The organism is Ruminococcus sp. AM26-12LB, from assembly GCF_003480785.1.
In the GTDB taxonomy this organism is placed as follows: Bacteria; Bacillota; Clostridia; order Lachnospirales; family Lachnospiraceae; genus Blautia_A; species Blautia_A fusiformis.
In genome coordinates, this window is sequence record NZ_QUJX01000009.1 from 139807 (window position 1) to 164624 (window position 24818).

The 24818-nt window shown below is 45.9% G+C and carries 19 protein-coding genes, 1 pseudogene and 1 riboswitch; of the genes and pseudogenes, 6 read left to right on the top strand and 14 right to left on the bottom strand.

The genetic code is table 11. The features are described from left to right. Nucleotides 1-59: 59 nt before the first annotated feature. Entirely contained in the window at nt 60-1367 is a 1308-nt protein-coding gene (locus DW694_RS08570) for an extracellular solute-binding protein (protein WP_092069690.1), read from the bottom strand. Nucleotides 1368-1579: 212 nt separating this feature from the next. On the opposite strand from DW694_RS08570, the gene DW694_RS08575 reads away from it, so the two are divergent. The 3 genes from DW694_RS08575 to DW694_RS08585 all read left to right on the top strand — a co-directional run bounded on the left by DW694_RS08575 (nt 1580) and on the right by DW694_RS08585 (nt 6558). Continuing rightward, nucleotides 1580-3385, top strand: coding sequence for a sensor histidine kinase (locus DW694_RS08575; RefSeq protein WP_118752858.1), 1806 nt, complete (start codon nt 1580-1582; stop codon nt 3383-3385). Between the two features lies 1 nt (nt 3386). Continuing rightward, on the top strand, nt 3387-4976 hold the full coding sequence (locus tag DW694_RS08580) for a response regulator (protein WP_118752859.1): 1590 nt from the start codon (nt 3387-3389) through the stop codon (nt 4974-4976). A 208-nt stretch (nt 4977-5184) separates the two neighbouring features. Next, nucleotides 5185-6558: a sodium-dependent transporter gene (locus DW694_RS08585; RefSeq protein ID WP_021652213.1), complete on the top strand. Its 1374-nt coding sequence runs from the start codon at nt 5185-5187 to the stop codon at nt 6556-6558. 191 nt (nt 6559-6749) lie between these two features. Here DW694_RS08585 and DW694_RS08590 read toward each other — a convergent pair whose 3' ends face one another. Next, nucleotides 6750-10142, bottom strand: a complete 3393-nt coding sequence (locus tag DW694_RS08590; RefSeq protein ID WP_118752860.1) for a DEAD/DEAH box helicase — start codon at nt 10140-10142, stop codon at nt 6750-6752. A 310-nt stretch (nt 10143-10452) separates the two neighbouring features. After that, entirely contained in the window at nt 10453-10593 is a 141-nt protein-coding gene (locus DW694_RS17430; RefSeq protein WP_353615809.1) for a DUF6783 domain-containing protein, read from the bottom strand. Between DW694_RS17430 and DW694_RS17435 the strand changes: the two are divergent. Then, nucleotides 10531-10740 (top strand): annotated as a pseudogene (locus DW694_RS17435) (DUF6783 domain-containing protein); the annotation flags it as partial. The gene DW694_RS17430 and the pseudogene DW694_RS17435 sit on opposite strands and share 63 nt — an antisense overlap. Here DW694_RS17435 and DW694_RS08600 read toward each other — a convergent pair. Further along, nucleotides 10640-12070, bottom strand: coding sequence for an aspartate ammonia-lyase (locus DW694_RS08600; RefSeq protein WP_118752862.1), 1431 nt, complete (start codon nt 12068-12070; stop codon nt 10640-10642). The pseudogene DW694_RS17435 and the gene DW694_RS08600 overlap by 101 nt on opposite strands. Nucleotides 12071-12466: 396 nt before the next feature. Between DW694_RS08600 and DW694_RS08605 the strand changes: the two genes are divergently transcribed. Next, a complete protein-coding gene (locus DW694_RS08605; protein ID WP_021652217.1) occupies nt 12467-12913 on the top strand; it encodes an Lrp/AsnC family transcriptional regulator in 447 nt (148 codons plus the stop codon). 489 nt (nt 12914-13402) lie between these two features. Here DW694_RS08605 and thiE read toward each other — a convergent pair whose 3' ends face one another. From thiE to DW694_RS08630, 5 genes are all read right to left on the bottom strand, one after another. Next, nucleotides 13403-14044 carry a thiamine phosphate synthase gene (gene thiE, locus DW694_RS08610; RefSeq protein WP_015526321.1) on the bottom strand — a complete coding sequence of 214 codons (642 nt, stop codon included), beginning with the start codon at nt 14042-14044 and terminating at the stop codon, nt 13403-13405. Nucleotides 14045-14060: 16 nt separating this feature from the next. Beyond that, a complete protein-coding gene (locus DW694_RS08615) occupies nt 14061-14963 on the bottom strand; it encodes a hydroxyethylthiazole kinase (RefSeq protein ID WP_118609114.1) in 903 nt (300 codons plus the stop codon). After that, nucleotides 14926-15480 (bottom strand): energy coupling factor transporter S component ThiW, encoded by a 555-nt coding sequence (thiW, locus tag DW694_RS08620; protein WP_015526323.1) that lies wholly within the window; start codon nt 15478-15480, stop codon nt 14926-14928. The genes DW694_RS08615 and thiW overlap by 38 nt, the downstream gene beginning before the upstream one ends. A gap of 336 nt (nt 15481-15816) precedes the next feature. Continuing rightward, nucleotides 15817-15919: riboswitch (TPP riboswitch) on the bottom strand. A 322-nt stretch (nt 15920-16241) separates the two neighbouring features. Further along, nucleotides 16242-17231, bottom strand: coding sequence for an aldo/keto reductase (locus DW694_RS08625; RefSeq protein WP_059086650.1), 990 nt, complete (start codon nt 17229-17231; stop codon nt 16242-16244). Nucleotides 17232-17301: 70 nt separating this feature from the next. Continuing rightward, nucleotides 17302-18807, bottom strand: coding sequence for an alpha-N-arabinofuranosidase (locus DW694_RS08630; RefSeq protein WP_118752863.1), 1506 nt, complete (start codon nt 18805-18807; stop codon nt 17302-17304). 342 nt (nt 18808-19149) lie between these two features. Between DW694_RS08630 and DW694_RS08635 the strand changes: the two genes are divergently transcribed. After that, nucleotides 19150-19926 carry an AraC family transcriptional regulator gene (locus DW694_RS08635; RefSeq protein WP_110103609.1) on the top strand — a complete coding sequence of 259 codons (777 nt, stop codon included), beginning with the start codon at nt 19150-19152 and terminating at the stop codon, nt 19924-19926. A gap of 54 nt (nt 19927-19980) precedes the next feature. On the opposite strand, the gene DW694_RS08640 is transcribed toward DW694_RS08635, so the two are convergent. The 5 genes from DW694_RS08640 to DW694_RS08660 all read right to left on the bottom strand — a co-directional run. Further along, nucleotides 19981-21678, bottom strand: coding sequence for an acyl-CoA dehydratase activase (locus DW694_RS08640; RefSeq protein ID WP_118609116.1), 1698 nt, complete (start codon nt 21676-21678; stop codon nt 19981-19983). Continuing rightward, entirely contained in the window at nt 21675-22955 is a 1281-nt protein-coding gene (locus DW694_RS08645; RefSeq protein WP_118609117.1) for a 2-hydroxyacyl-CoA dehydratase family protein, read from the bottom strand. Before DW694_RS08645 ends, DW694_RS08640 begins: the two co-directional genes overlap by 4 nt. A 316-nt stretch (nt 22956-23271) precedes the next feature. Beyond that, nucleotides 23272-23451: a DUF6472 family protein gene (locus DW694_RS08650; protein WP_015526328.1), complete on the bottom strand. Its 180-nt coding sequence runs from the start codon at nt 23449-23451 to the stop codon at nt 23272-23274. Nucleotides 23452-23559: 108 nt separating this feature from the next. Next, nucleotides 23560-24018 carry a ferritin-like domain-containing protein gene (locus DW694_RS08655; protein WP_044961927.1) on the bottom strand — a complete coding sequence of 153 codons (459 nt, stop codon included), beginning with the start codon at nt 24016-24018 and terminating at the stop codon, nt 23560-23562. A gap of 64 nt (nt 24019-24082) precedes the next feature. Further along, nucleotides 24083-24818, bottom strand: a 736-nt coding sequence (locus DW694_RS08660; RefSeq protein WP_207664237.1) for a DUF5110 domain-containing protein, incomplete at its 5' end; no start/stop codon positions are given.

Below are 24818 nucleotides of genomic sequence, written 5' to 3' on the forward strand. Positions count from 1 at the left end.
ATCCTCTCCCCTTTCATACGCAGATGCAGATAAAATTCCGCATCTGCGTATTCTCTCAGTTATTCTTCAGTGTCAAAATAATCAGATGCATACTGTTCTACAGCTTTGTCCATGTTTTCGCAGAACTCTTCAGGAGTTGATTCTCCCATTCCAAGGCTTGCCAACTCTTTTCTGTAAACCTCGTTTGTAGAAGGATCCAGACGAACATCCCAGCACTGGGCAAAAGTGCCGCAGTTCTCAAGATCACTTAAAATCTGCTGTGTAAGCTCCGGAAGCTTCTCCGAATCACTTGGCATCATGGATGGAAGCATATTGAACTCATACATTGCCGTATCAGCAAAATTATCCCATACATAACTGATGAAATCTTTCATCTCATCACTCATGGAATCCTTGAGAATGGCAGTTCCGATTCCACAATTCGCATAGTAATCATTTTCTCCTGTAGCGGTTCCTTCGCTGTCTACAGGAAGTTTGAACATGGAAATGTCATCTTTAAGATTTCCCTCATCATCTACAAGATCCGGTGTATCCCATGTTCCGGTGTATAACATTGCCGCACCACTGTTCAGAAACAGATCCATCTGTGCGGTAGTATCTGAACTTGTCCATCCTTCACTGAAATACTGGGCTATATCCTGTGTATACTGGGCTGTTGCGATACCTGTCTCAGAATTAAATTTTTCTTTTCCCATTCTTGCATTGTCAATGAAGTCATTTCCTTCCAGTCTGAAAGCCTTAAATGCAGGATAACGCATGATCATGTCGTAATTTCCTGCGGATATCGGGGTCATTCCCGCATCTTTCAGCTTCTTGCACACATCCAAGAGGTCTTCCAGTGTCTGAGGTGTTTCAGTAATTCCGGCTTTTTCAAACATGTCTTTGTGATACCAGAAATACTCTACATTTCCCTGCCAGGTCATAAGGTAATTGCTTCCGTCACTGAGTTTCGGATAATTCAGTGCAATATCAAAGAACTTGTCTTTGATACCCAGTTCATCATAAAGGTCATCCACACTGTAGATCAGATCCTTTTTGCAAAGTCCTTCAAAAAATGCCTCCGGATCTGCGTCAAACCAGTCCGGCAGTTCATTGCTGGATGCAAGGATCTTGATCTTCTGAAGATATGTTTCTCTGTCTGCAATAGACTCTACATTGAATTCAAAATCCGGGTGATCTTTTTTATAATCTTCTGCAAGCTTCTTCAATGTTTTCAGTGCCGCATCTGTTTCGCCCCTGGCACTGATATAATTGATCACAAGTGGTTCGGAATCCTCTTTTTTATCTGCCCACACATTCATCATGCTGAATGAAGAGAGACACATCATTGTGGCAAGTGTAGCAGCCATCACTTTTTTTAATTTCATTTTCGTCCTCCTTTTGGTACATTTCTATTCATCCGGATTGAATATTTTGTTCCGCTTTCCTTATCGATGAGACCATTATATTAAATCCGTCCGGAAAAATACATGGAAAATCTTCGCTGTACCTGGAATATTTTCTCCAATCTTTCCCCCACACTTGTGAGAATTTTTCCCTTATTATATAATGTAGCCAATAAAACCAGAGGGGGGATTCCATGATAGAAAATCTGAAAAAAAAGGTGTTTCACTTATTTTTAGGAATCAGTCTGAAACGCAGGCTTTTTATTACATATCTGCTGCTCAGTTCTCTGATACTCATGCTTACTTCCGTGTTTTTTTATACTGCATCCAAAAAAGTACTGATCAAGCGTGCCGCACTTTCCAGTCAGCAGCAGCTATCCCTGATCACCAGCAACCTTGGAGAAAAGATCGATAATATATCAAACTATGCCATCACCCTTTCCATCAACAGCAATATCGCCGATGTTTTAAAAGAAAATCCCACAGTTCCCGAAAACACACTGGAACATTTTCTGGTAAATTCCGAGCTTACAGACCAGGCCCAGCGTATCATCGGACTTCACAAAAACATCTATGCCTGGGATATCCTGGATACAGAAAACCACTGGTTTCACAGCAGTACCACAGAAACAGATCAGCTTGATTCCATTTTAGGTCCCGAAGTCCTTGACAGCCTTCAGACTAATCTGGCCTTTCAGTTTCTCGGACCCTTCCAGATAAGTGGGGAACCAACCTTTGTAGCCTTAAAAAGTATTACAAACATTGATAACACCAAATATCTGGGCGCCCTGGTCCTTCTGATCAGAGAAACAAATATTTCCTCTGCATTCCGCGACCTTCCGGACAGCTCTTCCAGGGATTTCTATATTACTGATGAAAATGGACAGATACTTTCCTCTTCTTCATCCGGAGGTATTTATAAAGACTTCTCATCCTATACAAAAATCAGTTCAGAGAATTATAAAACCCTGACAGAAACCGACAGGCAGTTTTTTTCCGTAGACGGCACTGACACTCTTTTTATCTGCAAATCCTATCCTGACCTAAACTGGAATGTGATCAACCTGATTCCTCTGGAAAGCCTGACTCTGGATCATATGGTGATCCTGCACAACATTCTTCTGATCAGCATTGTAGTGTTTATTTTATCTGTATTTTTTTCCATATTATGTACAGGTACTGTCACCGCACCTATACAGAAACTTGTGGAAAAAATGAAATCTGCATCTGCCGGAAAGCTGAATATTTCTGCCAGTTACTCTTCAAATGATGAACTTGCAGTTCTCTATAACCAGTTTAACCTTATGATGCAGAAGATCCAGACATTACTTAACGATATCTATGAGGAACAAAATGCCAAACAGAAAATGGAAATACGTCTTTTACAGTCCCAGATCAATCCCCATTTTCTTTATAATACTTTAAACACCATCAAGTCTCTCATAGAACTTGACATGAATGATACTGCAGTAAAAGCAGTGTCTTCCATGTCATCTTTCTACAGAAACTCTCTTTCAAAGGGACAGTTTATCATTCCTCTGCGCCAGGAGCTGCTTCTTACAGAACAGTATCTTTATATCCAGAATCTGCGGTATATGGATTTTGTTGATTACGAGATCACCTATGAGCCGTCCTGGGAGGATCATGGGGCAGAGATACCCAAGCTGACCATACAGCCTGTTGTGGAAAATATTTTTGTCCACGGACTTACCAGCCAGATATGCCATATTCACTTAATTGTTTCTATCAAAAATGGTACCATCTGTATTTCTGTTTCTGATAATGGTTCCGGTATCCCGCCGGAAAAACTTGCCGAACTTAACCGTTCTATCAGAGACTTCAAAACTGCCCGACATTCTTTCGGGCTTCCAAGTATCAACCACAGGATTGCTCTTCTCTACGGTGAGAATTACGGACTTACCATCGAAAGTTCACCTGAAAAGGGAACCACTGTAACCATAGTAATACCTGACAAAAATCTGATCGAGGGGGAAATATAAAGTGAAAACACTTGTAATTATTGACGACGAAGTTTTTTTCAGAAAATCTCTGATCAATTTTCTTGAAAAACAAAACCTTTATAACATTGCAGGGGAAGCTAATAACGGACAGGCCGGAATCCGGCTTATTGAAAATGTTAAACCCGATATTGCCCTTGTGGATATATCCATGCCGGTTATGAGCGGTCTGGATATGATCGCAGCTCTTGGAACAGACTGTCATACCAGGTTCATCCTTTCCACAGGATACGAAGATTTTGACTATGCCAAAAAAGCCATCTCTCTTCAGGTCCGCGGATACCTCCTGAAGCCATTGGATCACCGGGAGCTTATGGAGACACTCCAGAAAGTAAGTGACGAGATCGATCAGGAAAATTCCAGAAACAGTTATGTGAATAATTATTTTCAGTTCCGCGATCTGTATACACGGCAAATGCAGCTTAATTTCTTCCAGAAGGTGATCAGCGGAACAACCATTTCCCCGGATGATCTGGAAAAAATTCCGATTCATAAAACTTCCGATTATCTTACCATTCTTATGGAGATCCACAATGCCAATCCGGAAATATGGGATGAAAAAGGTGATTTTTCTCTGCTCCACACCATCCTGGAAAATATATGCAGGGAAATCTTACAGCCTGTGTGCAAAGAGCTTATTTACATTGACTATTCTCAGATGAGACAGTATATCATCATGGAAAAAAGCTCTGATTTTTCTTTTACCGATCTGGAACAATCCTGTCTCAGACTTGCCGGGATATATGATAATATCGCACAGATTTCCACTTTTTTCTGCTGTGGAACACCTCATGAAGGCGTGGAAGGAATCCGCTATTCCTATGAAGAGGCTCTTTCTGTTTTTCATAACAGAACTGCGTCTTCTTCCGGATTTCTTTATTTCACGCCCCAGTCCCATTCCGGTGATTTTACATTAAAGCCTCTGGTTTATAATGATATCCTGATCTTTCTGCGCCAGCAAAATTCACCGGCTCTCTGTAAATATATTGATGAATATTTCAACGATATCATCACCAAAAAAATCCATATCCGGCAGACCTGGAGTGTAGCTGCTGCTTTTCTTACTGTACTTGACGGTTTTATCACGGAGTGCAGTCAGCGTGAAACGCTTTTTCCTCTTCTGGAAAACGCCCTGAATACTTACCAGAACTGCCAGAGTGCCCTGCAGTTAAAACAACTGCTCCAGTCTACCTGCAAGGCAGTTCTGGATTCTCTTGCTGATGAAAAAAATCCGCGGAAGTCAGCTCTTGTATCCCAGGTTCAGGAATATATCTGTCTGAATTTTAATCAGCCGGATCTTCGTCTTGAAACCATTGCTTCCCATTTTTTTGTCAATCCCCAGCATCTCTCTACTGTATTCAGTCAGGAATCCGGAGTTACACTTACCTCATATATCAATGTCTGCCGCATGAAAAAAGCCAGACAGTTTCTTCTGGAAGACAGCCCTTCCATTCAAAATGTAGCTTCTTTATGCGGATTTTCTGATTCCGGATATTTCAGTAAATGTTTCCGGAAATATTACGGGATCTCTCCGAAAAATTTCGTATCCCTGACTGAAGAGAATAGTTATTAAAGCGGACATTCAGATTCTGTTGATGTTTTTATTTCTTTAAAGTGTAACGATCCACCACTTTATCTTGTTAAAATAATGTTTTATTTTAACATATGTTTTATGCAAAATGCAAGTTCTTTTTATTGTGCAATATCGAGGAATGTGTTAAGATAAAACTTGCGACTTTATACAAATAGCAGTTTACCAAACTGCAACAATGAGGTGAGTTATGAAAGAAAGAGAAAAACTTGGATCCCGTCTGGGATTCATTCTGATTTCTGCTGGCTGTGCCATCGGAATCGGAAACGTCTGGAAATTCCCTTACATGGCCGGACAGGGCGGTGGCGGCACATTCGTACTGTTTTACCTGATCTTCCTGGCCCTTCTTGGACTTCCTGTTATGACTATGGAGTTTTCTGTTGGACGTGCCAGCCAGAAGAGTCCTGTCAAAGCATATTACGCACTGGAAAAACCAGGACAGAAATGGCACATCCATGGATATATCACTCTGATCGGATGTTATCTCCTGATGATGTTTTACACCACTGTTACAGGCTGGATGCTGAATTACTTCTATATGACAGCCACCGGTAAATTCCAGGGACTTGATTCCGACGGTGTTGCAGGACAGTTTACCAACATGCTTGGCCAGCCCGTTACTATGGGATTCTGGATGATCGTTGTTGTTATTGCAGGTGTTTTTGTCTGCTCCCGCGGTCTTCAGAACGGCCTTGAAAAAGTTACCAAGGTTATGATGATCTCTCTTCTGGTGATCATGGTTGTTCTTGCCATCAACAGTTTTACCATGGATGGTGCCAAAGAGGGACTGAAATTCTACCTGATCCCGGATTTCGAGCGTATGAAAGAAATCGGTATTATTTCTACCATTACCGGTGCTATGAACCAGGCATTCTTTACTCTCAGCCTTGGTATCGGTGCTATGGCTATCTTCGGAAGCTACATCGGAAAAGATCATGCACTGCTTGGTGAATCCATGAATATTGCGCTTCTGGATACTTTTGTTGCGATCACCTCCGGACTTATTATTTTCCCGGCATGTTTCACATTCAATGTTGACCAGACTTCCGGACCGAGCCTGATCTTCATCACACTGCCGAATATTTTCAACCACATTCCGCTTGGAAGACTGTGGGGAAGCCTGTTCTTCATCTTTATGTCATTTGCAGCTTTCTCTACCATCCTGGCTGTATTTGAAAATATTATTTCCTGCGGTATGGAGCTTACCGGCTGGAGCCGAAAAAAATCCAGTCTTGTAAATGCCATCGCCATCATCCTTCTGTCTCTGCCATGCGTACTTGGATACAATGTATGGTCCTGGGACTGGCTCAAGGTATTCGGCGGCGCAATTCTCGACCTTGAAGATTTTCTGGTAAGCAACATTCTGCTCCCGCTTGGTTCTCTTGTATACCTGCTTTTCTGTGTTTCCAAACGGGGCTGGGGCTGGGAAAACTTCACAAAAGAAGCCAACACCGGAAAAGGCATGAAGATCCGGAAATGGATGCGCGGATACATCACTTATATCCTGCCGCTGATCATTCTGTTTATCTTCTTCTTTGGTCTGTACGATAAGTTTTTTGCATAAAATAAAACTTTAAATAAAACACCCCTGACGGATATCGTATGTGATTTACACACGCGATTTCCATCGGGGGTGTTTTTGTTGAGTCAGGCGGATATTCACAGCCTACATTCTTCCCGATACAAGCAAGTCCCCTCACCGCGTATTGCTTTTCGTAATTGAAGCAGGGAACTTACTTGATTCAGTTAAGAATTTTACCTGCCTAGCAGCTCCAGTACTTCCTCTCTGCTGATCAAAGCCTGGCCGATTCCCTCGCCGCTTAAGATCTCATCAGCCAGTTCCCGTTTTCTTTCCTGAAGAGCCCGGATTCGTTCTTCTATGGTGTCTTTCATAAAGAGGCGGTAGACACTGACAACGTTCTGCTGACCGATGCGGTGGGCACGGTCTGTTGCCTGATTCTGCACAGCAAGATTCCACCATGGATCGTAGTGGATCACAATATCAGCTGCCGTAAGATTCAGGCCTGTTCCTCCTGCTTTCAGAGAAATGCAGAAAACAGAAGTATCGTCCTCATTAAATGCCTGTACCATCTGCGCACGTTTTTCCTTGGAAGTAGCCCCCGTCAGCATATAAAAAGAAATCTTTGCTTTTTTCAGACGGACAGCCAGCACATCCAGCATGGTAGTAAACTGGGAAAACAACAGGAGCTTATGTCCGCCATTCACCGCATTCTGAACCAACTCCATGCACATCTCCAGCTTGGAAGAATTCCCTTTGTATCCTTCATATACCAGTCCCGGATAACAGCAGATCTGCCGCAGCCTCGTGATCTCTGCAAGGATCTGCAGTTTAGAAGTGCGAAACTCCGCATCCGACTGCATCCCAAGCATCAGGCGAAGCCGTTCCGTATGGGCCTCATACAGCTCCTTCTGCTCGCTTTCCAACGGGGAAAACATATCTTTTTCCAGCTTATCCGGAAGATCCTTCAGCACATCCCTCTTCAATCTCCGCAGCACAAAAGGACGGATTATTTTCTGCAGACGCTCCATCGCATCGGAATTGCTGTACTGCACAGCTGGAAGCTCTATTTCCTTGCGGAATTTCTCATAAGAATACAAAAATCCCGGCATCAGAAAATCAAAAATACTCCACAGCTCACTGAGCCTGTTCTCCACCGGTGTACCGGTCAGCGCAAGCCTGAATTCCGACCGGATCTCCTTCACAGCCTTTGCCACCTGAGTTCCGTGATTCTTGATATACTGCGCCTCATCAATGATCTGCACAGCAAAATCCAGGTTCTGATAAGCCTTCAGATCCCGTTTCAGAAGGTCATAGGAAGTGATCAGAACCTCCCGTTCTCCCGCATTTTTGATCAGTGCTTTCCTCTCCTTCACATCACCAGTCACAACGGTAGCCGGAAGTCCCGGCGCAAAACGTTCGATCTCGTTCATCCAGTTAAACACCAGCGAAGCAGGCGTTATCACAAGGGCACGTCTGTTTTCTCCCGGCGCAGATTTCTGAAATTCTGACCAGAGAAATGTGATCACTTGGAGGGTTTTTCCAAGTCCCATATCATCTGCCAGGATCCCTCCAAACTGATTATGCTTCAAAGTTTTGATCCAGTAAAAGCCCTCTTTCTGATAGCCCCGGAGGATTTTTTCCTGCTCCCTGGGAATCTGAAATTTATGTTCTTCCATTGTCTGCATGTTCCGGATCAACGCACGAAAGGCATTGTCCTTCTCTACCTTGATCAGATCGCCGCCCTTCAGCTGACTGTCCAGATACATAGCACGATAGGCCGGAACCTGAGTCTTTCCTTTTTTCAGTTCACGATCACTGATCTGCAGTCCATTTTTCAGAGCAGAAAGCTCCCTGAGCTGACCATCGGAAACATCCAGAAAGCTGCCATCCTTCAGGCGGAAATATTTTTTCCTGCGATCGTACCTGGAAAGAATATCAAAAAGCTGCGCCTGATCCATCCCCTCCACATCCAGATCCAGGTTCAGAAGTCCGGCTGACAGAGAAACGCCAAGACGGATGTTTGGCAGCTTTGTCACCCGCATCTGTTTGATGGACTGGGAAATATAGACAGCTGCAACTTTCTGCATGGCGGGGATCCCTTCAGTAAGAAGCTGGTAGAGCTTTTCTTCGGAAGCTTTCACACTGTCGGGCTTCCCTGAACCTTCCCTGCACAAAGATTCCAGTTCCTCGGCACGACAATCCAATGCCAGCTCCATCCGCTGGTCATCATATCCGTTAAAATATTTTGACAGCAGCGCAAACACACCAAGCTCTCCCGGAATATCCCTGGTGCGGGCAGACACATCTCGGTCAAAAACCGAAAATTTATCCTTCCCGTAAACAGAAAATGCCTTACAGGTGATCCAGTCACGCTCTGGTGCATCCAGATAGATCTCATATGCAGCCTTGTAGCATTCAAGACCTGTTTCTTCCGGGAAATCCCTGAGATCACAGTGAAAAAAATTTTTCAGGGAAGGAAGTAGCTCACGCACAAACGCAGGCACATCCGGTTCATCAATAAAGCCTCGGCCTGCAGGAAGCCGCTCCAGACAGGTAACAAATTCCTCCACTGCTCCAAGCTCCTGCCTGGAAACCAGATATACCTTCGCATTATCAAAATACATATGATACCGTATGCCTGTCACACTGTATACCGGCGCGATCTCAAGAGATAACCCCTGATCCTTCTTCCGGATCATCAGCGTCCTGTCCGGAATTTCTCTGACAGAATGCCATGTTGTCTCCGGATCATTGTTCATTTTGAACTTGAAACTTTTTTCGCCAAGTATAAGAAGCAGATCCTCAAGTTCTTTTCTGTCAACGGTAAGATCCCTCACCTTTTCCACAGCTATATTCTTCAGCTGTTCATATCTGGACATGTAAGTGCCGTGATGATTCTCGACCCATTCCCGGATAAAGGCCAGCACGCTTCTGGATCCTTCTGAAAAGGCTTCATCGGAATGGATAAATTCCAGATTTTTTCCATAAGAAACCTTCTCATTATGATCCAGATTCCACACAAAGGCCAACACATCCTTGAGGATATATTTTTTCTCACAGCCAACACGGAATTCCACGGTAAAGCAATTTCTCACAGAATTAAATTTCAGACAGGTTTCCAGCTCCACCCTGCCAAAATACGGATCCCCGGAAAACGGAAGCATACGGCTGTATAGCTGGCGATTAAGGAGGCTTTTCAGCTCAACGGTGGTTTTCGTTGCAGGCTGCCCTGGTCCGGATAAAGCAGCCGGAAATGCTGTTCCACTGAATAACTCTGCCTGCTTCTGTTCCTCATCCTGCTGTCTGCGGATTTCCACACGCTCATAGGCCTTACGGTCTCCATATTCCAGAAGCACTGCCACGCAATGCTTACAGATCCCGGAATAGCTGCGAAAGGCCGGGCAGTCACAGTATGCTTCTTTTATGCGGTCCGCTTCTGTATCATACTGAAAGCCTGTATTGTATACATTACGCCCACTTCCCTTCACTGCTGCAGATATTTTATCCACAGCTCCTTCCGACTTAATATCCAGCGACTGGATCCTCTTTCCGGTACGGTAAATATCAAGGCCTCTCTGATATGCCGTTGTATTACAAAGTGCCCGTATGGCTGTTCGTTTAAGCATGCATCTTTCCCTTCTTTTCTTATCGCGTTTCTTCCATTATAAAAGGAGACCTGCACTGTGACAAGTCTCCTTTTAGTACTCATTGATATCTCATTCAATCGGATATTCGCAATCCGCTTTCGCTACTTGCTCATAACCGAATAACTGCTCCGCAGTTTATCAGGAGGGGCTTGTACCCCTCCTGATACAAGTAAGTCCCACCCACTGCTTATTGCTCCTCGCAATTGAAGCAGGGGACTTACTTGATTCGGTTAAAATCCCGCATCAGGTTCAGCTGCTCTGAAATGAATTGCTGCATCAGACGTTCCCGTCATACGTTAGAGCGTGTTTGAAAAATCATTCCTGCAATCTGCACGCCCCACTTTGTGGGAGATTTCACCCGAATTCGGTTGCCGTAGCCCGCTACGGCGCCCTCATCCGTGAGAAATCTCCCACAAATTGTGACGCACATCTTGCAGAAAGCCTTTTTCAAACACGCTCTAGTACAGATAACTTTCTCAGCAGGCTTTCCTTCTTGCTTCATCCTCTTTCCGCTCTTCTCCGACTTCTGTCATCAGATACGGATCAAGAACCTCTTCCAGCTCTTTCTCAGTCATGATCCCTTGTTCCAGAACAAGTTCCCGGACAGACTTGCCAGTTTTTACTGCAGTTTTTGCGATGGTTGCAGACGCCTTGTAGCCAATATGTGGGCAAAGAGCCGTTGCGATTCCTGCACTGCTTTCCATCAGGTCTTTGCAGTGTTTGCGGTTTGCGGTGATTCCTGTGATGCAGTTTACGATCAATGTATCCACTGCTTTTTCCAGAGTCGTAATGGATTCAAAAAGATTACAAAATACAACCGGCTCAAAAGCATTCAACTCCAGCTGTCCGGCTTCTGCCGCCATGGTAATGGTGGTATCATGTCCTACGATGTGGAAAGCGACCTGGCTTACTACCTCCGGAATGACCGGATTTACCTTACCTGGCATGATGGAAGACCCATTCTGCTTTGCTGGAAGATTGATCTCCCCAAATCCGGTTTTCGGGCCGGAAGACATCAGTCGAAGATCGTTGCACATCTTGGAAAGATCCACCGCACAGGTTTTTACTACACCGGATACGGCAACAAAGCCGTCCAGATTTTCTGTTGCGTCAAAAAGGTCCTCGGCCTGTTTCAGCGGATAACCTGTAAGCTTTTCCAGATTTGGCACGATCTTATAAAAATAAGAATCGGAAACGTTGATAGCAGTTCCCACTGCAGTTCCTCCAAGGTTTACGGTGTACATTTCCCTGTGAGCCTTTTCGATACGTTTCCTGTCTCTGGAAACCATAGACGCATAACCGTGGAACACCTGACCAAGACGGATCGGAACTGCATCCTGAAGCTGTGTACGTCCCATGGTGATCACATCATCGAACTCCTCTGCCTTTTTTGCAAGCTCCTTCTCAAGTCTTACCAATGCTTTTTCCAGAGGTGCAAGAAGATCCAGAACGGTAAGCTTACCGGCCGTCGGGATCACATCATTGGTGGACTGCGCCATGTTTACGTGATCATTTGGATGGACCATTTTATAGCTACCCTTCGGACATCCGAGGATCTCACCGGCTCTGTTTGCGATCACCTCATTCATATTCATATTTGCGCTGGTTCCGGCACCACCCTGAATGGCATCTACGATAAATTCCTCAGCCAATTTTCCTGCGATCACTTCATCACAGGCTCTGACAATGGCGTCTGCCTTATCCTCCGGAAGAAGCCCTGCATTATTATTAGTGATAGCTGCTGCTTTTTTAATCTGTGCCAGGTTCCTGATAAATACCGGATGAAGCTTTGTACCTGTAATAGGAAAATTCTGTTTTGCCCTTAAAGCCTGAACTCCGTAATAAGCCTCTGCAGGCACTTCCATAGTTCCGATCGAATCTGCTTCCAGTCTTGTTTCTGTTGTCATTTTATCATCCCTCTTCTTTCTTCTGATCCTGTGCACATCTGATTTGCTCCGCTGTCTGATCTCATCTTTTTCATTCGACGGATATTCGCTGTTTTCAAATCATTTTGTTATTTTCATTTTTATCAGCAGCTGTTTTCTGATGCCTAAGAAACTAACACTTTCTTTGTGGCTTGTAAATACTTTTAAGGGAAAACCATGATTATCCGTGTTTTTCAATAGTTTATATTAATCTTTTTAAGAGTTTCTTTTATTTTTCTTATTTTTATTAAGTCGTTTCTTGTGTTGTGATAACACACGCAGTATAATCAATACAGAAATACCTATTTTCAATCCACTTCCCTACGCAGCTCTGTACCAGTTACAAATAACATTTTTCATCGAAAGGAGACATTCTACATGGAACACAAACTCGACAACATCGACCGAAAGATCATCGAAATGCTTCAGAAAAACGCCCGCACCCCGGTAAAGGAAATCGCAAAGGAAGTCTTCCTCTCATCCCCCGCTGTTTCCGCCAGGATCGAACACCTCGAAAAAAACGGGCTGATCACAGGCTACCACGCCCAGATCAACCCAGTATTTCTCGGTTATCATATAAAAGCATTCATCAACCTGGAAGTAGAACCCAACCAAAAAAAAGACTTTTATCCCTTCATCCAGTCCATCCCAAACGTCATCGAATGCAACTGCGTCACCGGCGATTACTCCATGCTCATCGAAGTAGCCTTCCGCTCCACCATGGAACTGGACCACTTCATCAACGAACTCCAGCAGTTCGGCCGCACCAAAACACAGATCGTATTCTCCACCAGCGTAGAACACAGAGATCTGCCGGTGGAGTAACCATCCACCGGCATTTTTTATAAACCATATCACATCGCTCTACCAGCCGACAGCGAAGCGCCTCAGACAACCGGAAACTCAGCCTTTCCTCCCAGGCATCCAGCGCAGCGCTGATGCCTCATCGCATTCCCGGCAGACCACTCAACCCAACATTTACACCCAAACTCCCGAGCAGCCATCCTCCCCTGCCACCTTGAAAAACCAGCCCGTGAGGCGTGTGCTGCCTGTCACCGGACTCTGCAGGAGGGGAGCTGATTCTTGGCTGGCGGAAATCTGCGTTGTTTTTCAAAAGTCCGCTGTCTGAGCGGCTTCAAGACGCGAGTTCGGACTTTTGGAAAACGGTTTTAGCAGAATTCCGGCAGCCTAGAAGCCAGCCCCCGACGAAGCCCCGGCGACAGGCAGCACACGCCTCACGGGCGTCCGTATTTCAACAAAAAAAGAACAGCAATGAACCTCAAATCCACCACTGCTCTTCACTCATGTCCTAAATCACTTTCCCATCAAAGCAACAATCTTCTCCTTCAGCTCCCGCGCATTCTTCTTCGGATCCTCCGCCTTCATGATCGCAGAAACAACCGCCATACCACTCATACCGGCGCCCTCAAGCACATCCATATTCCCGGCATTCAATCCCCCGATCGCAACCGCCGGAATCGGAACCGCCTCACAGATATCCTTCAACGTAGAAACCTTGGTAAGGATCGTCACCACCTTAGTAGTAGTAGGATAAATCGCCCCCACACCAAGATAATCTGCACCATCCTCATAAGCCTTCACAGCAGCCTCCACCGTCTTGGCAGTAGCCCCCACGATCTTATCCGGTCCCATCAGCTTCCTTGCCACAGCAACCGGAATATCAGAAGCTCCAACATGCACACCAGCCGCATCACAGGCCAGCGCCACATCCACACGATCATCAATGATCAGCGGCACATTGTAACGATCTGTGATCTCCTTCACCTTAAAAGCCTTATCCAGATACTCCCGTCCACCCTTATTCTTCTCGCGAAGCTGGACCAGAGTCACGCCACCCTTACAAGCCTCCTCAACCGTACGAAGCAAAGACTCCTCCGTATGATAAGAACTATCCGTCACCAGATACAACGTTACATCCAAATCTTTTCTATCCATCCTAATCCCCTCTTTTTCAGTACATTTCAATCTTCAACAGATCCAGCAGCTGTCGATCCGAAAGCCCATAGATCTCATCCAGCAGATTTACCTGAAAGCTTCCCGGACCGCGGGAAATCTTCTCCGCTTCCTCGCCGGCGATACCCATAAGTGCAGTACCAAGCACTGCCGCAGCCAGATAATTCCCGGATCTCCCATTTAATTCCATCTCAACGCCAGACCAGACACCTGCCTCTATACTATCCGTCATCTCTTTCGCAATATTATCTTCGCACCCCGGCAAAAACGCCGCAGTCAGTGCACCGACCATACAGCCGGTTCCTGTGATCCCGGACAGCGCCGCACTGCCATTTTGTACCAGAACAACCCGTTCACCATCCGTAACAAAATCCTGTTTCCCGGTAGCCAGCACGATTGCCTGATTATTTCTGGAAAAAGCCTTAAGCACTTCACTGACTCCATCGATATTTTCCTCAGTCAGAGCATCCTCGACACCCGCATCGATTCCGATCGCATGAGACGGCAGCCCGGAAACAGCCAGAAGCTCTGACATATTTCCCTTCAGCACTGCCGGATGACCGATCCTTAAAAGCTCCCTCGCCAGATCCAGCCTGAGATCACTGCAGGCAACCCCTACCAGATCCAGAAGAACCGGGATCTTATTTTCCATCGCTGTTCTCATAGAACGCTTCATTGACTCGATCCTGGCATCGGTAATATTCCCGAGATTCAGCATCAGCGCACCAGCCGATGCCGTAATACCTGTCACCTCTGCCGGATGCTCCGCCATGATCGGCCTTGCACCTACTGCAAGGACCACGTTGGCACAGTCATGGATTGAGATCGGATTGGTGATGCAATGGATCAGCGGCTTTTCTTCTTTAATTCGCTTTCGCAGTTGTAAAATTCTTTGTCTCATATGTTTTTGAACCCAAAGCTGCCTGGAATTTCACCAGAAGACCTGCTTTACTCAGAGCCTTCAGGAAAATATAGGCAACACATCCTCCCATTGTGGTTGCTGCAAGGAACATCGGCGTATAATAAAATGCTGTCAGTCCGCCTCTTCCCATCAGGAATGCCATCACCGGATAAGAAACCATGGACCCGATGATACCCGTTCCAAAGATCTCACCGATCACCGCGCAGATGATCTTGCCTTTGGAAAGTCTGTAGAACACACCTGAAAGGAATGCGCCAAATACTGCACCGGTCAGTGCAAGTGGCGGGATTCCCATGAACATCATACGGATCACGCCGATCATGGTCGCACAGAGAAGGGAATACCACGGTCCCATCAGAACCGAGCATACGATATTGACAAGATGCGCCGTGGGGCACATTCCCTCAATCCTCAGGATCGGTGAAATAACGACACCGATCGCAACCATCATTGCCAGCATTACCATACGAAGCGTGTGCATCCTTTGTTTTTCCATAGTGTTTTTCCTCCCTGAAATATCAGGCAAAGCCCTGTCAGATCCGGGCAAAAGCTTCCCGTCTGCTGCAGTCTGCCCTTAGATTTTGGCGGTCGAAGTTCCCTTACTTCCTCTCACTCCGAAAACACGGATTCCCATCGCTTACATGATCCTTCCGGAAAAATCCTCCGGAATATCACTCTCCTGCCAGACATTAAGGCGCTCCCCTTCCTGCCCGCTCGCCGCAGAAGCTCCACATGCAGTCTCTGTCACTTTCACATTCCCACATTGTCAGACCATTCCAGTTCCATTCCTGCATCCGAAAAGAGCGCATCCCATGGCAAACTCCACGGAGACACGCTCTCAGATCACAATCCCTCCGTTGGCATTACCCAAATCAGGTACGGTCGAAGATCTATCTTCCTCTCAGCCTGTCACACAAGCTCCCGCTGGCTCTTTTCTTTTCTGTTTTTCAATATAGCACACACCTATCCCGTTGTCAAACCTCCACTGCTTATTGCTCTTTGCACTCCCGCCGGAGACGTTACTGTTCACTCCGTTCTCAGCAACACGCTTCGCGATGCACAGAATTTATGCTAATCGCATAAATTCGCGCGGTATGTCTCGGGTTTTCTGTGACCTTCGCTCACAAAAAACACCTCGCGGAATATTACCAGTGAACAGTAACCCGGAAACTTTCCTAATTCAGTTAAACAATTATTTTGACATAAAAAACTCCCTGCTTCACTACTTTTCATAGTAAAACAGGAAGTATATAAATCTTATTTTGAGATCTCGTCGATCAGACGCAGCTCCTCAGCTGTAAACGGTGCACAGTGGATCGCTTTCACATTATCAAGGATCTGCTGCGGCTTGGAAGCTCCGATCAGAACACTGGTAACTTCCTTATGCTGAAGCAGCCAGCCAAGCGCCATATCAGCCAGCTTCTCTCCACGCTGGGCTGCCAGATCGTTCAGTCTCCGGATCTGATCCAGACGCTCCGGCGTCAGCACACTTTCCTTAAGGAACCTTCCATCTTTGCGGATACGGCTGTCCTCCGGGATCCCGTTCAGGTAACGGTCTGTCAGCTGTCCCTGAGCAAGAGGGCTAAAGGTGATCAGACCTTTTTTCAAAATGCCGGTGGTTCTCTTGAGACCGTTTTCTTCCACAGTTCTGTCAAAAATGGAATACCGGTTCTGGTTGATCACAAAGGGACATTTCAGATCCTTCAGGATCGCTGCCGCCTGGCTTAAGGTTTTTCCATCATAATTGGAAAGTCCCACATAAAGGGCCTTGCCCTGCTGAACCGCTGTTGCCAGCGCCCCCATAGTCTCCTCAAGCGGAGTCTCCGGGTCCATTCTGTGATGGTAAAAAATATCCACATATTCCAGACCCATGCGCTTCAGGCTCTGGTCAAGGCTCGCCAGAAGATACTTGCGGCTGCCCCAGTTTCCATAAGGGCCCTCCCACATATCATAGCCTGCCTTTGTTGTGATGATCAGCTCATCACGGTATGGCATCAGTTCTTCTTTCAGGATCTTGCCGAAATTCCGTTCCGCACTTCCATAGGCAGGTCCGTAATTATTGGCAAGGTCAAACTGTGTGATACCATTGTCAAAAGCTGTGAAACACAGCTGCTTCATGTTTTCATAATCAGAAGTATCTCCGAAATTATGCCATAATCCAAGAGACACCTTCGGAAGCATCAGGCCGCTTTCACCGCAGCGGTTGTACTCCATAGTTTCGTAGCGTTCCTTTGCAGGTGTGTACATAAAAAAGACCTCCCATAATGTAGCATGATTTACATTTTCTGTAACTGCTTTTACTATACTTCACCGGCCCTTATTTCGCAAGACGGATCATATTCCAGCTGTGTTTTGCAAAAACTGCTTCCAGTTTTCCGCCGTCCAGCTTTGAGCATTCTGCACTGGCTTTTACAGGAACTACATTCTCGGGCTGCGTCTCTGTATTGACTGCCTGAAGATTATCGTTATTCAGCACGATATGCTCTATGATCTTATATCCCTCAAACTGTCTCAAGTCACAGGAAACTTCCATATCCTCATCCAGACTCTTATTCACTGCAAAGATCGTCAGCGTATCCTTTTCCTCATCCCAGACGCACACAGAATCCAGATATGGAGCTTCTCCATAAGTCTTGCTTTCATATATAGGTGTGAGAACCTGTGTATTAAGGACGGTTCCTCTTCCAAACACACTTGTCAGCATATACGGATAAAAGATCGTCTGACGCCATGCGCCTGTATCGGATGTCATGATCGGCGCAATAACATTTACCAGCTGTGCCATGCAGGCGATCTTTACACGATCTGCATGACGGAGAAGTGTGATCAACATGCTTCCCACAAGAAGTGCATCCTCAAAGTTATAAACATCCTCCAGCTGATGGGGCGCCTGTACCCATTTTTCCAGCTTTTTATCCTGTTCATTGCTGTGGTACCATACGTTCCATTCGTCGAAGGAAAGATTGATCTGTTTTTTTCCATGCTTCTTTGCTTTTACAGCATCGCAGATGGAAACCACTCCTGAGATAAAATCATCCATGCCCTTGGAGCTTGCCAGAAAATCGGCAGTGTCTCCCGATGCATTTCCATAGTACTGATGCAGGGAAAGATAATCCACCTGATCGTAAGCCTCGTCAAGAACCGTATACTCCCAGGAGCCAAAGGTAGGCATTTCCAGACTGGAGCTTCCGCATGCAACAGTCTCAACCTCCGGATCCATAAATTTCATCAGGCGGGCAGTCTCTGCTGCAACTCTTCCGTACTCTGCCGCAGTTTTATGTCCCATCTGCCACGGACCGTCCATCTCGTTTCCGAGACACCATAATTTGATATCATGCGGGTGTTCATAGCCGTGAGCCTTACGGAGATCACTGTAATAGGTACCACCCTTAAAGTTACAGTATTCCAGAAGATTTTTCGCATCCTCCGGTCCTCTTGTTCCCAGGTTTACTGCCATCATCACATCGCTGCCGGCTTTTCTGGACCAGTCCACAAACTCATTGAGTCCAAACTGGTTTGTCTCGATGACACCCCAGGCCAGCTCCGGTCTGGACGGACGCTGAGCTTTCGGTCCGACGCTGTCCTCCCAACGGAATCCGGATACAAAATTTCCGCCCGGATAACGAACGATCGGTACCTGAAGCTCCCTTACCAGTTCCAGAGTATCCTTCCTGAATCCCTGCTCATCAGAAAGGGGGCTGCCTTCCTGATAAATCCCCTCATAAACCGCACGTCCGAGATGTTCTATAAAGGAACCATAGATCCTTTTGTCTGTTTTTCCGGTGAGGAAATATTTGTCCACGATGATCTGCGCTTTTTTCATTGTAAAAATCCTCCTGCAAATTATTATTTTCTGCCTGCCACTGCATTGGACTCTGTTTCCGATTCCGCCATATACCGGCTCTTACGCCTCTGTTCGCTCACACACTCTCAGACAGATCGGAAATCAACCGTTTCTATGTTTCATTTTACCATCCTGTTCTATCCATACCAGTGATTATCTTCCGAAACAGTTGACTTTTTTTCCGGTAAGATTTATCGTAAAGACAGTCTTACCAGACGGACGTCCCTCTGTCACTTTACTTTATACTTCCAGACAGAAAGTTCTTTACAATGCCACAGTCGGATTGTCTGATCTACGTAATGAAAGGAGCGCAGCATTTTCATGGATTTCACCTTAAATTTCTGCGAATACAACCGTTCCAACTCCGATTACGACAGGATTTTCCGGCCGGAGGGAAGCGGAGATTTTCTTTTTCTTTTATTTAAAACACCAATGAAGGTTTATCTGGGCGATCAGCTTACTGTCACCCGGGATAATGCCTGCATCTTTTATATTCCGGGAAATCCCCAGCATTATCAGGCTGTGCGAAAATTTCGGAACAGTTATGTCCATTTTTCCTGCGGAGAAAATCTGGCAAAACGGTTCGGACTTCCCTGCAACGAAATTTTTTACCCCAGTGACTGCCAGGAGATCGATCACTGTATCCAGAAGCTGCAGCATGAATATCTGAACAGAGAAGTTTTTTCCCGGGACTACGAGTATGCCCTGCTCTGCCAGCTGATGATCACAGCCTCACGGGAACTCCGCAGTACAGATACAGGCAAGTCTGCAGACTCGGAGCTCTGCAGCCTGTTCCAAAAAATCCGTCTGGAAATGCTTACAAATTACGAAAAGCCATGGACAACAGAAAAGCTCTGCGCCATGGCTAATCTCGAAAAAAGTCAGTTTTATTCCTGTTACCGGAATTTTTTTGACAGTACCCCTCATGCTGACCTGAATCTGCTCCGTCTGGAAAAAGCCAAAAATCTGCTCACCAACGAAGCTCTGCCTGTTCAACAGGTGGCTCTGCTGTGCGGATTTTCAAATCTCTCCCACTTCAGCCGGTACTTCCGAAAGAACTGTGGCTGTTCGCCCAGTGAATGGGCACGCCGCCCCTGACCAAAAGGATATTCACACTCTGCATTCACTGCGCAGGCAACTTGTCTGATCTGATCACCGTGCCGCATTACACTTCTCATAAGCAAACAGTGCCGCACCAAGCGCACCACAAAGCTGTGCCTCATCACAGATATAAAGCTTCGCACCCAGCTTCTCCTCCAGTGCCTGGATGATACCTTTATTTCTGGCAACACCACCGGTCATCATGTATTCCCCCGGATTCTTTTTGCCAAGGCGGGCTGCAAGAGCTCCTACCTTGGAAGCAACAGATACATTCAGACCATGGATGATATCTGCCACGTCCTTATTCTGGGCAACCAGGGAAACTACCTCGGACTCTGCAAATACAGTACACATGCTTGAGATCACTACGTTCTCTTTCCACTCCAGACCACGGGTACTCATCTCCTCCAGGGAAAGTCCAAGAGTACGGGCCATCATTTCCAGGAATCGTCCGGTTCCTGCTGCACATTTATCGTTCATCAGGAAATTTTTTACCGCACCGTTCTCGTCAATGCTGATCGCCTTGATATCCTGACCGCCGATGTCGATAACTGTACGCACATTCGGATTCAGATAATGGGCTCCCTTTGCGTGACAGGTAATCTCTGTGATACTGTCATCACCACTGTCAATATAGGCACGTCCATATCCGGTAGTAACGATACGCACGATATCTTCTTTCCTGATCCCTGCTTTTTCCACGGCCATCTCCAGGCTCTTCTCTGCACTCATCATAGCGCCGCCGCCTGTGGGAATGATCATGGTCGATTTAATTTTTCCGTCTTTATCCAGGATCACAACATCCGTACTTGTGGAACCGCTGTCGATCCCTGCCACATAATAAACTCCTGATTCCATTTTTTTCCTTATCTCCTCGCTAATTCCTTTTGATGGGTCCATATCCTCAGAGCCTTCCAGGGTCTCCGCAAAAGCCTGCACTCTGGTAAGGAGCTGTCCTGCACTCTGGCTTGTAAAATCTGTCTCGATCTTCAGAAGCGGAACCTTGATATCACGCTTGATGCTTGCATACTCAAATCCGTAATAGTCGCAGAATTTAATAGTATGATAAATGATCCCCTTCAGGTTCGGATCCAGATACAGCCGGTTTCTTCGGGTGCTGTTGTTCATACGGAAGCAGGGCATCTGTGAAAGAAGTGCATCCGCATAAGCCAGGAACATAGCATCGTCTTCCATTTTTTCCAGCTCCTCACGGATCACTGCAAGACGTCTTCCACCTGTACAGGTCAGGTTTTCCACATCCATGCGGATATTATCCCGGATCATTTTTTCCAGGATGCCGCTGACACGGACACCCAGAACACCGATATACGGCTGGTTATCCACAGGCTCATGGGAAAAAGCATTCAGAAATCCACTTCTGTCGAAGGTTTTCCCCGAAAATTTCTCATAAGCTTTCTTCAGACGGTGGATGCCCTGGGCAAGCTTCACCTTTTCACAGTCGTTATCCTCATGAGGCATGTCCAGCATGTACAGAAATTTACATTTACCGGTACTTTCCACAATGTCGTACACACGACGCATGGAATCACAGCAGTTAACAAGAATAAGCTGCTCTACCTTTCCCTCCAGCACTGCCTGGATCACAGATTTTCCGAAGCCACAGAGATTAGCATGGGCGATCTGGTCCGAAAGCTCAAAATTCTCCGGCATTTCCTCAAGAACCGCACATTCCTCGCCAAAGCCCTTAAACAGCTCCAGCGGTGTATATTTACAGACGTAATGTATCATGACCGTTTTTCCTCCTTACCTTCTGACAGCATTTCCAGATATGCCTGAAGTCGTGTGGATACCTGGCCGTCACTGGAATTGGCCGGGTTACAGCCGTCACCGTCCAGGACCATGGTTGGAAGTCCTGCGTTTTCCAGAGAATTTTTGATCAGGCTGGAAGCTCCGATAGTTCCCTTGCAGCCCCAATGCGCAAAAAGGATCCCGCCGTCTGCCTCTGTAAGACTGGCCAGCTCCTGGGCACGCCGGATCCTCTGTTTCACACTTCCGTTGTAAATGCAGTTGACCATTTTTTCCGCAAGGGCCTCATAAGGATCCGAGGCCTGCATCCGCTGAAAACCGTCTGCAACAAAATCACAGGCACGGATATGCACGTTCTGGCTGTAATTAAATACATCCTTTACCGGCTCCTGCAAAAACGGCATCATATGCATCCACAAAATATGAAGACCTTCCCCCTTTGGTGCCTTCTTCACATCCTCAAGAAGCATTTTTGTATATTTCAGGGATTCCTCTGAGCCCGCCAGAAGATGACACATAAAGATCGCATACAGCTCATTTGTCAGGGAAGTCACCGGATCGTGATCCTTTCTGAGGGCAAGCTGGCTGCTGTAATAGGAGGCCGCTTCATTGCTGTTGGCAACTGCACGCTGTACCGACTGCTCGGAGATTTTTTTCCCGCCTACATCCTCCAGGAATTTCTTCAGCTCGCGGAGCTGATCTGCAACATAGCTGATGGAATCCTGATTTTTTTCATAGGGTACGTCAATATAAAAGCCCGGGATCTGATATTTCTGTTTCAGATAAGGAAACGTCATCATGTTTCCATCGCAGGCAAGGTTTGTGTAGATGGTACATTTGGGCTTCGGTACCAATCCTGTCATGGACGCTCCCAAAAAAACTCTGTGATAGGAGCACATGGTTTCCGGAAAGCCCTCTGATTCCGTCTGTGCCAGAAATGCCTGCTCACATCTGGTTCCGGCGATGAAGCAGGACATTGCCTCCACGGAATACGGAGTGATCCCTGCTGCTGTCAGAAGCTCTCCCGGTACAAAAATGCTCACAAGCGCGGTATCGTCCGGTTTTGCAAGGGCTTTGATAATATTCTGCATGACTACACGGGCTACATACTGTCCCGAAGCCGGAAGCTTCCTGTCAGGAAAAAGCTGCAGACGTTTTTCCTGAAGCCGGTATCCAGTGAGAAGAAGTTTTCGTGCTTTTTCCGGATCCCTGATGGATCTCTCTCCCACCATATCCCCGAATTTCTTTATAATATCCAATCTGTCACATCCTCCGTCAAATCAAAAAATCTATTATAAGTCTGTCAGACGCTTACCCGAAATTTTGTCTCAAACAAAATCCTGTAGCATTATCATCGTCTGGATGGTATAAAGGTTCCACCTGTCAGACCAATATTTTTATTATAAAGATATTTTTTTCAAATGTAAACACGCCAATTTTTACAAATTTGAAGCCTTTTGCACATATCAAAACATCAAAATGCAGATTTTCCACAAAACTCGCATTCCTTTTCGTGGAAAACCCGCATTTGTCTTATCGCATTATCTTCTGCTCTGTTTTTTCCGTTACTCTATATCACATCTGATGACGTACCACCTTATATTCATCTCCGGAACGATAATAGGGACATTCCTTGTAATCACTGCTCACAAAACGATAATATTCGTCCTCATCCAGATTGACATCACAATAATATTCGTCACACTCTTCATCATATGTATAGTTTGCACAGTATTCGCAGCTGGTTCCCTTCATATTTATTTCTCCTCTCTTTGCAGGAAAGTATTTCTCCCTGCTGTTCTCCTGATTATATAACAAAAAAAGGAAGAATTCCATTACTGAAATCCTCCCTTTTTTTATATATCAGAACATTCCGTTCACAGTCTTATATTTGTAAAGCATCTCCGCATGATTCTGCTCTTCCACCTGGATATCTGCCAGAAGCTTCCGCACACCACTGTCTTCAAAAGCAAAAACATCCGAGTTGTATTCTCCGGAAATCAGCTTTTCTGTTCCGATACAGTCTGTTGCAAGAAAAGCATCGTGTTCCTTATCCTCTGAGGACATCACCGATGTGTAAGCAGCCTTTGGCTGGTAATCACGGCCGTCACTGTCATTGCAGTTTACCTGGGGAACTGTACCGGAAAGCACCTGACTCAGGGAATCGTAATGCTCCTGCTCTTTTTTCTGAAGAGTCTGAAATAAGCTTTTAAGCTCCGGATCCCTGGCCTGCTGTGCGTATTTTCCGTATTTTTCAATGCAGCTTTTTTCTTGTGTCTGAAGATCCTGGATCACTGTGCGTTCTTTTTCCTTTAATATCATTATGATCATCCTTTCTTTTGATAATAATGATAGTATGGTTTGGAAACGCGATTTTATTCATATTTTACGCAGTCAGTATCTCCATCAGTGCTCCATAAAGATCCTTGTCCAGCTCCATGGACTGAAGCTCAGATAAAAGAACCGGCAGCTTCTTTCCTGCTGTGATCAGCTGATATAATCTGTCCTTCAGTACAAAACCGATCTCTGCCTGGTTCAGGAAATCAAAGATACGTTTCTCTATACGATTATCCGCTACCTCTCCTGCGAGAATGATCTGCACCTCTGCCGCTGTGTCTGCTTCCACTTCCACACAGATCTTCTGAAGCTTCTCTTCATATTTTACAGCAGCCTCAGTCTCTGCTCCGTTAACCAGAACCTTCACAGTATCTGTTCCTGTTTTCGCAAAATCACAGAACTCCACGGTATAAGCTCTCTTTGCCGGGATCAGCTCTGTTTTTCCCTGTGCGGGATGAATGGTAAACACTCCCTGATCCTTTTCCTTATAATCCATTTCCGTAAATACACAGGCACCATTTTCGTAAGCACAGGTTTCGTTGTCATCCTCATACAATCTGAAGCTTCCGTCAGCACCCGGGAATACCCGGATATTCAGGCTTTCCGGATTCTTTTCCACCTCTGTTCCACGGATCTCATCGGTCATCACCAGAATACCGCCTGCTTTTGCAAGAACCGGGATACTGTCCAGAGTACGGTACATATCCACCATTCGTCCACCCTCATAGCGCAGACCTGTTTGACACTCCCCACAGCTAAAGCAGGGGGATTCTTGCTTCTCCCAC

Excerpts from the sequence above, each read along its gene's own strand:
- DW694_RS08640 (WP_118609116.1), bottom strand. The coding sequence starts at position 21,678 with ATGATACATTACGTCTGTAAATATACACCGCTGGAGCTGTTTAAGGGC.
- DW694_RS08590 (WP_118752860.1), bottom strand. The coding sequence starts at position 10,142 with ATGCTTAAACGAACAGCCATACGGGCACTTTGTAATACAACGGCATAT.
- DW694_RS08650 (WP_015526328.1), bottom strand. The coding sequence starts at position 23,451 with ATGAAGGGAACCAGCTGCGAATACTGTGCAAACTATACATATGATGAA.
- DW694_RS08625 (WP_059086650.1), bottom strand. The coding sequence starts at position 17,231 with ATGTACACACCTGCAAAGGAACGCTACGAAACTATGGAGTACAACCGC.
- DW694_RS08655 (WP_044961927.1), bottom strand. The coding sequence starts at position 24,018 with ATGATATTAAAGGAAAAAGAACGCACAGTGATCCAGGATCTTCAGACA.
- DW694_RS08630 (WP_118752863.1), bottom strand. The coding sequence starts at position 18,807 with ATGAAAAAAGCGCAGATCATCGTGGACAAATATTTCCTCACCGGAAAA.
- DW694_RS08600 (WP_118752862.1), bottom strand. The coding sequence starts at position 12,070 with ATGACAACAGAAACAAGACTGGAAGCAGATTCGATCGGAACTATGGAA.
- DW694_RS08585 (WP_021652213.1), top strand. The coding sequence starts at position 5,185 with ATGAAAGAAAGAGAAAAACTTGGATCCCGTCTGGGATTCATTCTGATT.
- DW694_RS08575 (WP_118752858.1), top strand. The coding sequence starts at position 1,580 with ATGATAGAAAATCTGAAAAAAAAGGTGTTTCACTTATTTTTAGGAATC.
- DW694_RS08615 (WP_118609114.1), bottom strand. The coding sequence starts at position 14,963 with ATGAGACAAAGAATTTTACAACTGCGAAAGCGAATTAAAGAAGAAAAG.
- DW694_RS08605 (WP_021652217.1), top strand. The coding sequence starts at position 12,467 with ATGGAACACAAACTCGACAACATCGACCGAAAGATCATCGAAATGCTT.
- thiW (WP_015526323.1), bottom strand. The coding sequence starts at position 15,480 with ATGGAAAAACAAAGGATGCACACGCTTCGTATGGTAATGCTGGCAATG.
- thiE (WP_015526321.1), bottom strand. The coding sequence starts at position 14,044 with ATGGATAGAAAAGATTTGGATGTAACGTTGTATCTGGTGACGGATAGT.
- DW694_RS17430 (WP_353615809.1), bottom strand. The coding sequence starts at position 10,593 with ATGTGCGTCACAATTTGTGGGAGATTTCTCACGGATGAGGGCGCCGTA.
- DW694_RS08635 (WP_110103609.1), top strand. The coding sequence starts at position 19,150 with ATGGATTTCACCTTAAATTTCTGCGAATACAACCGTTCCAACTCCGAT.
- DW694_RS08570 (WP_092069690.1), bottom strand. The coding sequence starts at position 1,367 with ATGAAATTAAAAAAAGTGATGGCTGCTACACTTGCCACAATGATGTGT.